This is a genomic window from Collinsella sp. 1033st1_E11_1033SCRN_220408 (assembly GCF_039062465.1).
Taxonomy (GTDB): domain Bacteria; phylum Actinomycetota; class Coriobacteriia; order Coriobacteriales; family Atopobiaceae; genus Parolsenella.
The window spans coordinates 265346-277914 of the sequence record NZ_JBCLNF010000001.1 but is presented as its reverse complement, the minus strand read 5'-3'; the positions used below and the strand labels follow the sequence as shown (position 1 = coordinate 277914).

The following is a 12569-nucleotide window of genomic DNA, read 5'->3' as shown; positions in this document are numbered from 1 at the left end:
TAGCCCCTCATCTAACGAACGGTGCGGCTTACTTCTAGGACGAGCCATGATCGCCAGCCCGCGCGCGGACTGACTTACGTGGATCCCTTTGCCCTCGTCTGGCATGGACTTGGGACGGCTGCGGGCACACGCCCGCAGGGACAGACGAACGCACTGGCCAACTTTGGCTCGCAACGTATCGACTGACCCACCGGCCCGCAACCACAGACCTGAATGAGACTTCCGCATTATAGCAGCTTAGGCATGGTGAGACTGTGAATTCACCTCCTAGGCCTCACCACGAGCGCGCGAGGGCGCAAACGGTGACATCCGCCGCTCCGGCTTCAAGCAAACAGCGCGCGCAAGCGCGAACCGTCGTGCCGGTCGTGAGGACGTCATCAACGAGCAGCAGCGAGCAACCCGTAACGTCTTCGATAACCATAACGCCGCTCTCGAGGTTTGCCTTTCTTCCCTCGCGACCGAGCTTACGCTGGTCCTTGGCGTCCTCGCGCGCGAGAACGTCTGCCAACGGCAAGTCGAGAAAGGAGGCGAGGAACCTCGCGATCGCCTCCATATGGTCAAAGCCCCTGCGCCGGAACGCCTCAGGCGTCACCGGCACGAAGCAGACGGCATCCGTTTCGTTCGCGTCAAAGCGGGCCGAGCCGTCAGTGGCGGGTAGAGTTGCCGCCTCGTCAAGAGAGGTCGCGATTATCGCGGCGATGATCGCTGCAAGGCGCCTCTCCCCCGCGTCTTTGTGAGCAACGGCCAGCGCGCGGCCGACGCCCTCGAGCGGTAAGGCGCAGACGCACGAGCGAGCTTCCCATCCTCCGCCTTGAGGCAAGTCACACTCCGTACAAGCGAGCCGACCAAAGGGAGCCCCGCAGTTCGGGCACGCGAGACGTTGTTCGATCCACGGGAGAGAGTTCCGGCACGACTCGCAGATTAACTCCCCAGGCTCATCGCAAACGACGCAGCGCGTCGGCCAGACAACCTCCATGGCGGCACTACAAACAGACCCCAAATGCACAGAATCCCCTCCATGCAAGCACGAAGGGGATTCTCGGTGTCAACAATTCTATCGCTTATACGCGAAGAGGGCCTCGGCCATAATCAGTCTTGCTCCAGGTTCAACACCAATGCCGGGAGCACGGGCTAGTTCTTCGCCGCCGAGCGAATCAGCTGATCAAGGACGCCTGAAAGCTCGCGACCAGACGCCTTCATCATCTCCGGGAATCGCGAATAGCGCGTAAGTCCCGGAATGGAGTTGACCTCGTTGAAGACGACCTCGTGCTCGGGCGTCACGAAGAGGTCCACGCGCGCAAATCCGGAGCAGCACAGGGCCTCGTACACGGCAAAGCCCGTCTTGCGAACGAGCGCCATATCCTCATCCGAGATCTGTGCCGGGCAGCGAAGGGACGAGTTCTGAGAGGAAGCCGAGGCACCTGCGGTTTGGTCCTGGTGGATATGGAAGAACCCACCATCCGAGACGACGGTCTCGTCCACGACGCCCATCTCGAGGCCCGACGTCGCGTCGCCGATCACGGCGCATCCCACCTCGGTGCCGACGATGGCCTCCTCAACGGAGACCTTGGGGTCGAGCGAAAAGGCGAGCTCGAGAGCGCGAGCCATCTCGTTCTCATCGGCGACCTTAGAGACTCCGTAGGAAGAGCCTCCTCGCGTGGGCTTCACGAACACGGGATAGCCACCGCATGCGCTAACGGCAGCCTCCGCATCCGCAACGCTTGCGCCGCGATAGAGGACCTCGCACTTGGGGACTCGCACGCCTGCGCTCGCGGCCAGGCGATGCGAGACGTCCTTATCCATGCAGACGGCGCTCGAGAGGACCCCACAGCCGACATACGGCACGCCAGCGCTCTCAAGAAGCGCCTGTGTAACGCCATCCTCCCCGCCCTGGCCATGAAGCACCGGGAGCGCAACGTCCACATCGAGACGGGTCAGGGTTCCGTTTGCCTCATGACGACAAAGCCCGCCACCGGGAACGACAACCACGGGGCACACGTCGTGCGCGGCCCATGCATCGCCCTCGTCAACATCATCGAGGACGCCCGTGTAGTTGAGCCATTCGCCATCGCGCGTGATGCCGACGAGCGTAAGGTCATATTCAAGGCCCGACAGCTCGTGCAGGACGTTGTTGGCCGAACGAAGCGAAATATCGTGCTCGGACGAAGTGCCGCCAAAGAGAACGGCGACATGAAGGGTGCCTTCCATGTGACTCCCATCTGACATGTGGCATTTACCACTCAAGCAACTTCATATCAAACAGCGCCGCGTCCCGTTTATGCGGTACGCGACGGACGGTAAATCATCGAAGATAGGTTAGCTCAGTCGGAAGAGCGCGCAAGCGTTATTCCACAGGGCGCGATACGTTTCCTCGCGCGAAGAAACGCCGAACTCCGCACGAACATCAGCAACGCAGGCAGCTTGATAAGCAACCATCGCGGGCTCGCATTCCTCCCCACGGAGCGGGACGGGAGCCATATAGGGACAATCCGTCTCCGAGAGAAGCTGGTCGAGCGGGACCTTCGCGGCGGCCGCACGAATGTCGTCGCTCTTGCCAAAGGTAACGGCGCCGCCAAAGGCAATCGAGCAGCCAAGTTCTATGAATTGCTCGGCAACTTCCGGGCCCGACGTGAAACAGTGGATATCGCAGCCAGCGGCGGGCACGCCCATCTCGCGGAGAACCTGCGCCGCCAACGCATGTGCGGAGGCATCAGGGTCATCCGACGCGCTCCTGAGATGCAACTCGACGGGTAAATCTAGCTCATGGGCAATAGCGAGCTGACGTCTGAAGGCAATAAGCTGAGTCTCGACATCGACCTCGTTATAGGGACCGAAGTCGAGACCAATCTCGCCAACGCCAACGCAACGCTCACCCTGAAGCAACTCGCGCATGCGAGCCTCGGCCGCGTCGTCGAAATATGGCGCGTTATACGGATGAGAACCGGCAACGAATCGCAGGTCAAGAGGCAGCTCTGGCGTGGCGAGCGGCAGCGGCTCATAGCCAAGAAACGAGGGCGGCACCAGCCCGGCCTCCGCGAACTCCGCCATAAGCGGCAGGGCGAGATCGTATGCCTCGTCGAGAAACGACAGAAGGTCCGACGGGCTTCGACGGGGGGCGGGGTCATCCTCGGTGGAGCCGCAGTCATCGAAAGGATCGAGCGGAACCACAAGCAGGCGCACGCCCGCAAGCGCCGCACGCGCAAGCGCAAGGGCCGGGTCATGGCTCTTAAGCACCGTCAGGTGCCCATGAGTGTCAGCAAGAGGGGCGAGCGGCGACGGAAACTCGCGTGCTTTGCCCTTTTTCGTATGAAAGAGCATTCCGTCTTCGAGCGTGAGGGCATCGGCGTTAAGCAGGGCGGCGTGGCTCATCGAGCTTCGCTCTTCCCCGTAGCGGGCACAGATTGGGCGAGCGCGGCCGTCAGGCGAACGAAATCTGTCGTCGAGAGGGTCTCCGCACGCGCGCTCGGATCCACGCCGGCGACCGGGAACGACTCGTCAAGCATGGCCTTATCGAACCCGTTCGAGCCCATGGAGTTGCGGATGGTCTTCCTCCGCTGTCCAAAGGCGGCGTCGATCACGCAAGAGACGGCCTCGGCATCAATTCCGTCAGGAAGCTCGACGCCCCCGCGATCGATGCGCACGACAGCGGAATCAACGTGCGGCGCCGGCATGAAGCAACGCGGCGGAACCTCGAAGCGACCAGTAACGTGGCCATAAAGCCCGAGCTTGGCCGTATAGCCTCCATAGGTGCGGTTGCCCGGTGCCGCCGCAATACGATCCGCGACCTCCTTCTGCACCATGACGACGGCGCGCTTAAGGGCAGGCATCGTCTGGAAGAACTGGAGGATGATCGTAGCGGCAACGTTATAGGGAAGGTTCGCGACGAATACCGTGGGCTCGCCACCGGCAGCCTCGGCAATCTTCGCCGGTGTCACCTTGAGCGCATCGCCCATGATGAAGGCGAAACCATCGTGTTCCTCCGCGTGAGCCTCGAGAACAGGCTCGAGCTCTGGGTCTGCCTCCACGGAGACAACGCGCGAAGCCTCGCTCAAGAGGGCGAGCGTGAGGGTGCCGATGCCGGGACCGACCTCGAGCACGCGCTCGCTGCCATCCAGCTCGGCAAGGGACATGATGCGCTCGATCACGTGATTGTCGATAAGGAAGTTCTGCCCCAGGCGATGCTTGGTCGCCAGGCCAAACTCCTCCAGCAGGCCCCTCGTAGCGGCCGGGCTTGCAAGCGGGGATGTGGTCATTTGACCGTCCAATCAAAAGAGCACCCGCGGCCGCCAGGGCAAGCCGGGCGGCCGCGGGCACAGCGTCAAAGAGCTAGATTACTTGTCCTCGTCGAGCTTGAGGCGCGGGAAGAGGGCCTCACCCTTCTCGACGGGAGTGCCACCGGCCAGGCCGCCCCAGGCGCAAGCGCCGGAGAGGTCATCGGTGCCGGCCTCAGACTCGGCGCCGATGCGGCGGAGGGCCTCGGCGCTGGTCTCGGGCATAAAGGGCGCAAGCAGGTGCGCGGAGATGCGGATGGCCTCGAGCAGGTTGTAGATCACGAAGGCGAGCTCGTCAGCCTTGGCGGGATCCTTGGCGAGGCTCCAGGGCTCGGAGTCCTCGATGTAGTGGTTTGCCGCGTGGACGAGCGCCATGACCTCGTCCTTAGCGCCAGCGTAGTCGAAGACGTCCATGCGCGCGGAGTAGCGCTCGAAGATGCCGTCTGCGACCTCGGCGAGCGGGTTGGCGAAGGCGTTGGCGCTCGCGGGCTTGGCAGGAGCGCAGCCGTCGAAGTACTTCACGCTCATGTTGGCAGAGCGGCTGATGAGGTTACCCCAGCTGTTCGCGAGGTCAGCGTTGTAGACCTGCTCCATACGCTCGAAGCTAATGGCGCCATCCGTGCCAGGCACGACATCGGTCATGAAGTAGTAGCGATAGCCCTCGACGCCGAGAAGGTCGATGACCTCGTGCGGGGCGATGGCGTTGCCGCGGCTCTTGGACATCTTCTCGGCCTTACCGGTCTCCGAGTTGCGGACCGTGAGGAAGCCGTGGGCAAAGACATGCTCGGGAAGGGCCTCGCCAATGGCCATGAGCATGGCAGGCCAAATCACGCAGTGGAAGCGAATGATGTCCTTGCCAACGATATGCGTGTTCGCGGGCCAACGGTAGGCAAACTCGGCCTTCGCCTCGGGGGTATCGACGCCGTAGCCAACAGACGTCATGTAATTGAGGAGGGCGTCGAACCAAACGTAGGTGACGTGACCGTCATCGAACGGAACGGGGATGCCCCAATCGAAGCTCGTGCGGGAGACGGAGAGGTCATTCAGGCCGCCCTCGACGAAGCTGCGCACCTCGTTCATGCGGAAGTCCGGCTGGACGAAGTCAGGGTGCTCGTCATAGAGCTTGAGGAGGCGATCCTGGAACGCGGAGAGCTTGAAGAAGTAGCTCTCCTCCTTCACGCGCTCGAGCGGGCGATGGCAATCCGGGCAGAGGTGGGCGCCGGGGGTGCCGTTCTCCTCGTCGCCCTTCTCGACCTGGGTCTCGGTGAAATAGGTCTCATCGGGCACGCAGTACCAACCGTCATAGCTACCCTTGTAGAGATAGCCGGACTCCTTCATGCGCTCCCAGAGGTACTGCACGGCCTTGTACTGGCGCGGCTCGGTGGTGCGGATGAAATCGTCGTTGGAAATCTCGAGCTTCTTCCAGAGGTCCTTGAAGTGCGGGGCCTGGGAGTCAGTCCACTCCTGCGGGGTCATGCCGTGCTTCTCGGCAGCCTCGGCCACCTTCTCGCCGTGCTCGTCCATGCCGGTCAGGAACTTGACGTTATAGCCGGCGGCGCGACGGTAACGAGCCTGGACGTCGGCCAGGATGGTGGAGTACGCGGTGCCGAGGTGCGGGTCGGCGTTGACGTAGTAGATGGGGGTGGTGACGAAGTACGAGGGCTTGTCTGCCATATGTGGAACCTCTTCTTAGGACGTGCGTCGGCAAATGGGCCGGCCGCAGGCGAATGAGCCGCGTGACATTGTATCGCGAGAGCGCCGTCGCGCGGCCCGGGAGCGTAAGGACTGTTCGCGGCCAATAGGGGGAGGGTATCTGAGCGTCCTCTCGTCTGAACGAGCAGCGACTGGGAGCCCTCCCCTTCATGCTATTAATCGCGCGATTTGGTCTACCATCAAGACCGGTCCGATGAGAGGAGTTCGGGACGTCCGTTTGCATGCGGCCTCGAAGAAAGGCGGGATACCATGACTGCAACGCTTAGAGACTGCGTATATGGCCAGGCCATCGGTGACGCCCTTGGGGTGCCTTTCGAATTCCGTCCTCGCGACAGCTATGAATGTTCAGACATGGTTGGCTACGGCACCCACCACCAACCGGCGGGCACCTGGAGCGATGACACCTCGATGGCGCTCGCCATATGCGACAGCTATCGTGAGCTCGGACGTATTGACACGGACGACATTCGGAGACGCTTCGTTTCCTGGTACCGTGACGATGCCTACACCTGTGACAGGCTGTTCGATATCGGCAACACCACGATTCTTGCGCTCAAGCGTGGTACGGGCCTCTCGGGCGAGCGTGACAACGGCAACGGATCGCTCATGAGAACGGTCCCGCTTGCCTTCACAAGCGCCACCGACGACGAGATTCGCGCCGTCTCTGCAATTACCCACGCACACAGGGTCTCAACCGAAACCTGCGTAGGCATGGTCCATGCGGCACGCGAGCTCATAGCGGGCGCCACCCCACGCGATGTCGCCGCTGCCCACGGCGTCAATGTCAGCAAGGATCGCAGCGACATCCGCTCCGGCGGTTTTGTCAGAGACACCCATGAGGCAGCCCAGTGGTGCCTCGCCAACACCGAGAGCTTTGCGGAGTGCGTGCTCATGGCAGTCAACCTGGGAGACGACACCGACACGACCGGCGCGGTGGCCGGGGCGCTTGCCGGCATCGTCTATGGTATTGAGGGAATACCGGATACATGGCTTGAGACGCTCAGAGCCAAGGACCTGATTGACGCCTGCCTATTCTAATAATTACGACTTATTTCGAAGGAAAGCAGAAAGGGCAAGCTCGTGATAGGGCGAAAAACGAATGGGGACGACATGGCAAGCCCGTGCTCAAATTGGAGCATAGTCTCGTGGTTCGAGCAGAGGGTTTTCGCGTGGTCCGATAAGCCCACGCTCAAGCGCTTCGCGACCGACACGCTTATCGTCTTCCTGACGATGGTGCTTGCCACGGTTCTTGGCGCCATCTTCTACGGCCTCGACATGGAAGCATGCATAGTCATCACGTATGTCTTGGCCGTTCTCTGCGTCTCGCTCCTCACCGTGGGACGCCTCCACTGCCTCGTGGCCTCCGCCCTCGCGGTCCTGTTCTATAACTTCTTCTTCACTCACCCGCGCTTCTCGCTCACCGCCTGGGGCAGGACCTATCCCGCGACGTTCGCAGTTATGTTCGTGGTCGCATTCATTGCCAGTACCGTTGCCGTGACGCTCAGACGCGAAGTCCACGCCTCACAGCTCGCATATCGAAGGACGCAGATCATCCTCGAAGCGGACGAAGCGCTGCGCAGGTGCTCTACGCGCGAGCAGATCATAGATGCGATTGGCGCCCAGCTGTCCAAGCTGCTCGAAGCCGAAGTCATCTGGTATGCCGAGGGCATCTCGGGCTTTGCTCCCCAAAGACACTTCTCCGCTGTCTCGGCAACGCAGACAGAGCCAATCGTCGAGACTCCCATGGCTCGTAGGGCTATGGAGAACAGAGGCGCGGTCGGTGCCGGGACCGGCTGTTTCCCCTCCGCAAGCGGCTATTATCTGCCGGTCATCTCGGACGACAAGGTTATCGGCGTAATGGGTGCCTGCCTTGGCAATAAGACGCCACTCCCCGCCGAGCAAAACGAGGCGGAGGCAGTTGTGGGTGAAGCGTCTCTCGCGCTCAACCGTATCCAGGCGCTAGAGCAGCGCGAGGAGGCCGCCGTGCTTGCCAAGAACGAGCAGCTTCGCGCCAACCTCCTCCGCTCGATTTCGCACGACCTGCGCACTCCGCTCACGGCAATCTCGGGAAACGCCGACGTTCTGCTCTCGGACGGAGATGCGCTGAGCGCGGACAAGCGCGGAGAGCTGCTCCGAGACATTCGATCCGACGCGAACTGGCTGAACGCCACCGTTGAGAACCTCCTCGCCATCACTCGCCTCGAAAATGGGAATGTCCAGCTAAATACCACCGTAGAGCTCCTCGACGACATCATCGAGGAGGCGTTGCGCCACGCCAATCCAGACATCTGCCAGCATCGTCTGGATATCGAGCCGTGTGAGGACCTCCTCCTCGTCAAAGTGGATGCCAAGCTGATTGTCCAGGTCGTGGTCAACCTGGTGAACAACGCCGTAACCCACACGCTGGCGGGTTCGACCATCCGCGTCTCAACGTACTCGCAAGGTAACGAGGCCATTGTCAGGGTCGAAGATGATGGGCCCGGCATCAAAGATGGCGATAAGGCGCATGTCTTCGAATCCTTCTATACAATCGGCCGGGCGCTCGCGGATTCCAAGCGAAGCGTCGGGCTTGGCCTCTCCCTTTGCAAGTCGATTGTGGAGGCACATGGGGGTAGCATCGTCGTTAGGGACGCTATTCCCCACGGATGCGCGTTCGAGTTCGCGCTGCCACGCTATGAGCTCACGGAAGGAGCCTCGGAAGATGCCGACTGAATCGAGTCCCACGATTCTCGTTGTCGAGGATGACCCAACGATCAGGAACCTCATCCTGACGACTCTCGACACACAGGGATTTCGCCATCTCAGCGAGAGCACCGGGAGAGGCGCCATCGCGGCGTCCGCCTCGAGCGCGCCGGACGTGGTCCTCCTCGATCTCGGGCTTCCCGACATCGACGGCATCGAGGTCGTCCGTGCCATTCGCAGCTGGTCTCAGATGCCCATCATCGTCGTCTCTGCGAGGAGCGAAGATGCCGACAAGATCGGCGCGCTCGACGCAGGCGCGGACGACTACCTCACCAAGCCCTTCTCCGTAGGCGAGCTGCTGGCGCGAATCCGCACGACGCTACGCCGACTCAACTATCAGTCACCCGCGCAAGGGCAAGAGCCTTCGACATTCCAGAACGGCGACCTGCGAATCGACTACACGGCAGGCATCGCATACCTCGGCGACGGAGAACTGCACCTGACGCCCATCGAATACAAGCTCCTTTGCCTTCTGTCGCACAACGTCGACAAGGTCCTCACGCACAGCTTCATCCTGCACGAGGTCTGGGGCAACAATCACCAGGCGGACCTTGCCTCGCTCCGCGTCTTTATGGGAACCCTCCGCAAGAAGATCGAACCCGACCCGGTTCACCCGCGCTACATCCAAACGCACATTGGCGTGGGCTACCGCATGATGCGCGTCGCGGACGAATAGGGCTTTTGGCTGGTGGTTCGAGCCGAATCGCGAGTAGGCTCGAGCTCGACCTGCAAGCTTCGCGCCTGCACATATGTGAACAAGGCATATAAGGACGTAATAAACGCTTTACCTCGGTCTTTAGGCTATCTTTAGGTCACCTTCACGCACACTTTATGCCTGTGAGGTGTGGAATTGCGCGCACCCAAAAAAGACTGAAAGCCAGTGTCATCGCGAGGATATTCTCCCCTTGCAACGGTGAAACAACCGTCGGTCGCACGCGTCAGAAAACGCGTGCGCGAACAAGGAAAGGAGGGTCCTTGAACACCATGTCCGATACGCACGAGGAAGAGGTGCCGCAGATCGCGGCACTCACGAGCGACGCGGTATTCAAGTCGCTAGGCACGAGCCAAGCCGGCCTCGCGAGTGACCAAGTGAGCGAACTGCAGGCTAAGTACGGCAAGAATCTTATCCAGGCGGGTAAGAAGAAGTCGCCCATCCTTGCGTTCCTCTCAAACTTCACGCACCTTATGGCCATCCTCCTCTGGGTGGCCGGCATCATCGCCTTCGTGGCCGGCATGCCCGAGCTTGGCGTCTCCGTCTGGCTGGTCAACCTCATCAACGGTTGCTTCAGCTTTTGGCAGGAGCACCAGGCAGACAAGGCTACCGAGGCTCTGAAGAAGATGCTGCCGTCCTACGTCAACGTCATCCGCGACGGCCAGCAGGCTCAGGTTCTCGCGGAGGACCTCGTCCCCGGTGACGTCATGGTCCTCGCCGAGGGCGACAAGATCTCCGCGGACGGCCGCGTCGTGCGCGCGTCTGACCTCCAGGTCGACCAGTCGACGCTCACGGGCGAGTCGAACCCCGTGAGGAAGACCGCGGACGCCGTCCTCGAGGCCGACCTTACCGCCGCCGAGACCCCTAACCTCGTCTTCGCCGGCACCTCGGTCTCCGAGGGCAACGGACGCGTCGTCGTCACCAAGATTGGTATGGCGACCGAGTTTGGCAAGATCGCCAGCCTCACGCAGAACATGGAGGACTCCGAGAGCCCGCTCCAGCGTCAGCTCGACCGACTGACCAAGCAGGTCACCCTGTTCGCGCTCTGCATGGGCATCGTCTTCTTCCTCCTCGACGTGCTGTTTGTTCGCAATGGCCTAGCCTCGTCGTTCATCTTCGCACTTGGCATGGTCGTGGCGTTCATCCCTGAGGGACTGCTCCCCACGGTCACGCTGTCCCTCGCCATGGCCGTCCAGCGCATGAGCAAGCGCAACGCCCTCGTGAAGAAGCTGAGCTCCGTCGAGGCACTTGGCTCCACGAGCGTCATCTGCACCGATAAGACCGGCACCCTCACCCAGAACGAGATGACCGTTAACCACCTGTGGACCTGCGACCGCGAGTACGAGGTCTCCGGCGTTGGCTACGCCCCCAAGGGCGAGATTCTCTGCGGCAAGGACAAGTGGGAGGCCGCCGACAATGAGGAGCTTCGCCTGCTCGTCTCTGGTGGCGCCCTTTGCTCCAACGCCCGTCTCGTCGAGCCGGACGAGGAGGGTGGCCGCTACACCGTCCTCGGCGACCCGACCGAGGCCTGCCTGCTCGTCAGCGCACAGAAGGCCGGCCTTTCCCTCGAGGGCCTCGAGCGCGAGATGCCTCGCGTGAGAGAGCTCCCCTTCGAGAGCCGCCGCAAGCGCATGACCACCATCCACCAGCTCAAGCGTCCGCTCGATGGCGCCTCTCGCGTTGCGTTCGTCAAGGGCGCTCCCAACGAGGTCGTCCGTCTCTCCGACAACTACCGCACTGACGGCAAGGTCATGCCGATGAGCGACGAGATGCGTAAGAGCATCATGGACGCTAACGACGGCTATGCCGCCAACGGCCTACGCGTGCTTGCCCTCGCCTACCGTCCCCTGAGCCCGGACGACACTTCCATCCCCCGTTCGATGAGCGACTACACGCCCGAGAACATCGAGTGTGGCCTCACCTTCGTCGGCCTCCTCGTCATGCAGGATCCGCCCAGGCCCGAGGTCGCCGACGCCGTGGCCGAGTGCCGTCGTGCTGGCATCCGCGTCGTCATGATCACGGGTGACTATGGCCTGACCGCCCTCTCCATCGCCCGCAAGATCGGCATCGTCCAGGGCCCGAACCCTCGCGTTTTCTCTGGCGTCGAGCTCGAGAAGACCTCTGACGACGAGCTCAAGGAGGCCCTGAAGGGCGAGGTCGTCTTCGCCCGCATGGCGCCTGAGCAGAAGCTGCGCGTCGTCGAGAACCTGCAGCAGATGGGCGAGATCGTCGCCGTCACCGGCGATGGCGTGAACGACTCCCCCGCCCTCAAGAGGGCTGACATCGGCGTCGCCATGGGCATCACCGGCACGGACGTGGCCAAGGAGGCCGCGGACATGATCCTGACCGACGACAACTTCGCCTCGATCGTCCACGCCATCGAAGAGGGCCGCGCGGTCTACGCGAACATCAGGAAGTTCATGCTCTATATCCTGAACTCCAACGTGCCCGAGGCTGTCCCCTCTGCGATCTACCTGCTCTCCGGTGGCGCTGTGCCGCTGCCGCTCACGACGATGCAGATCCTCACCATCGACCTTGGCACCGACATGCTGCCCGCCCTTGGTCTTGGCACCGAGCCTCCCGAGGCTGACGTCATGGCCAACCCGCCTCGCAACCCCAACGAGCCGCTGCTCTCCGGCAAGGTCATGCGCAAGGCCTTCCTGTGGTACGGAATGCTCGGCGCCCTGTTCTCCTTCGCCGCGTTCATGTTCTGCCAGGTCATGAACGGCTGGCACCCCGGCATCGAGATGTTTGGCGTGGGCAACGACCTTGATCCGATCTACGTCCGCGCGACGACCATGGCACTCGCGGCCATCGTCTTCACGCAGATCGGCGAGGTCTGGAACTGCCGCACGGAGACCGCATCCGTCTTCTCGGTGGGTCTGTTCTCCAACAAGCAGATCAACAAGGGTATTCTCTTCGAGATTGCACTCATCATCTTCATCACGCTGTTCCCGCCCTTCCAGAGCGTCTTCCACACCAGCCCGCTCGTCCTGAATGACTTCGTGTTCCTGGTGCTGCTGCCGCCCGTCATCCTCCTCCTCGAGGAGGCCCGAAAGGCCATCGTTCGCAAGAGGAACCACATCGATCGCAACGGCGTCGCCATCAAGCAGGCACCGGAAAAGAGGTAA

9 protein-coding genes and 1 pseudogene are annotated in these 12569 nt (G+C 62.0%); 4 read left to right on the top strand and 6 right to left on the bottom strand.

The window, feature by feature from the left end; genetic code table 11:
- Positions 1-274 precede the first annotated feature (274 nt).
- The 6 genes and pseudogenes from ABCN07_RS01110 to metG form a co-directional block, all read right to left on the bottom strand.
- A complete protein-coding gene (locus ABCN07_RS01110; RefSeq protein WP_343005167.1) occupies positions 275-820 on the bottom strand; it encodes a phosphoribosyltransferase family protein in 546 nt (181 codons plus the stop codon).
- A gap of 15 nt (positions 821-835) precedes the next feature.
- Positions 836-976: pseudogene (locus ABCN07_RS01105) on the bottom strand (double zinc ribbon domain-containing protein); the annotation flags it as partial.
- A 155-nt stretch (positions 977-1131) separates the two neighbouring features.
- The gene (locus tag ABCN07_RS01100) at positions 1132-2208 is read right to left on the bottom strand and encodes a D-alanine--D-alanine ligase family protein (RefSeq protein ID WP_343005016.1); all 1077 of its coding nucleotides are present in this window, start codon (positions 2206-2208) and stop codon (positions 1132-1134) included.
- 108 nt (positions 2209-2316) lie between these two features.
- Complete coding sequence (locus ABCN07_RS01095) at positions 2317-3369, bottom strand: TatD family hydrolase (protein ID WP_343005015.1); 1053 nt, start codon at positions 3367-3369, stop codon at positions 2317-2319.
- On the bottom strand, positions 3366-4253 hold the full coding sequence (gene rsmA / locus ABCN07_RS01090; protein ID WP_343005014.1) for a 16S rRNA (adenine(1518)-N(6)/adenine(1519)-N(6))-dimethyltransferase RsmA: 888 nt from the start codon (positions 4251-4253) through the stop codon (positions 3366-3368). The genes ABCN07_RS01095 and rsmA overlap by 4 nt, the downstream gene beginning before the upstream one ends.
- 78 nt (positions 4254-4331) lie before the next feature.
- Positions 4332-5945: a methionine--tRNA ligase gene (gene metG / locus ABCN07_RS01085; RefSeq protein WP_343005013.1), complete on the bottom strand. Its 1614-nt coding sequence runs from the start codon at positions 5943-5945 to the stop codon at positions 4332-4334.
- A 288-nt stretch (positions 5946-6233) separates the two neighbouring features.
- On the opposite strand from metG, the gene ABCN07_RS01080 reads away from it, so the two are divergent.
- The 4 genes from ABCN07_RS01080 to ABCN07_RS01065 all read left to right on the top strand — a co-directional run bounded on the left by ABCN07_RS01080 (position 6234) and on the right by ABCN07_RS01065 (position 12569).
- On the top strand, positions 6234-7022 hold the full coding sequence (locus tag ABCN07_RS01080) for an ADP-ribosylglycohydrolase family protein (protein ID WP_343005012.1): 789 nt from the start codon (positions 6234-6236) through the stop codon (positions 7020-7022).
- 72 nt (positions 7023-7094) lie between these two features.
- Positions 7095-8696, top strand: coding sequence for an ATP-binding protein (locus tag ABCN07_RS01075; protein WP_343005011.1), 1602 nt, complete (start codon positions 7095-7097; stop codon positions 8694-8696).
- A complete protein-coding gene (locus tag ABCN07_RS01070) occupies positions 8686-9402 on the top strand; it encodes a response regulator transcription factor (RefSeq protein WP_330027454.1) in 717 nt (238 codons plus the stop codon). The genes ABCN07_RS01075 and ABCN07_RS01070 overlap by 11 nt, the downstream gene beginning before the upstream one ends.
- Positions 9403-9710: 308 nt before the next feature.
- Entirely contained in the window at positions 9711-12569 is a 2859-nt protein-coding gene (locus ABCN07_RS01065) for a cation-transporting P-type ATPase (RefSeq protein ID WP_343005166.1), read from the top strand.

What these genes read in the sequence shown, in the direction of transcription:
- ABCN07_RS01100 (WP_343005016.1), bottom strand. Translation starts at nt 2,208, where the DNA reads ATGGAAGGCACCCTTCATGTCGCCGTTCTCTTTGGCGGCACTTCGTCC.
- ABCN07_RS01095 (WP_343005015.1), bottom strand. Translation starts at nt 3,369, where the DNA reads ATGAGCCACGCCGCCCTGCTTAACGCCGATGCCCTCACGCTCGAAGAC.
- rsmA (WP_343005014.1), bottom strand. Translation starts at nt 4,253, where the DNA reads ATGACCACATCCCCGCTTGCAAGCCCGGCCGCTACGAGGGGCCTGCTG.
- metG (WP_343005013.1), bottom strand. Translation starts at nt 5,945, where the DNA reads ATGGCAGACAAGCCCTCGTACTTCGTCACCACCCCCATCTACTACGTC.
- ABCN07_RS01080 (WP_343005012.1), top strand. Translation starts at nt 6,234, where the DNA reads ATGACTGCAACGCTTAGAGACTGCGTATATGGCCAGGCCATCGGTGAC.
- ABCN07_RS01075 (WP_343005011.1), top strand. Translation starts at nt 7,095, where the DNA reads ATGGCAAGCCCGTGCTCAAATTGGAGCATAGTCTCGTGGTTCGAGCAG.
- ABCN07_RS01070 (WP_330027454.1), top strand. Translation starts at nt 8,686, where the DNA reads ATGCCGACTGAATCGAGTCCCACGATTCTCGTTGTCGAGGATGACCCA.
- ABCN07_RS01065 (WP_343005166.1), top strand. Translation starts at nt 9,711, where the DNA reads ATGTCCGATACGCACGAGGAAGAGGTGCCGCAGATCGCGGCACTCACG.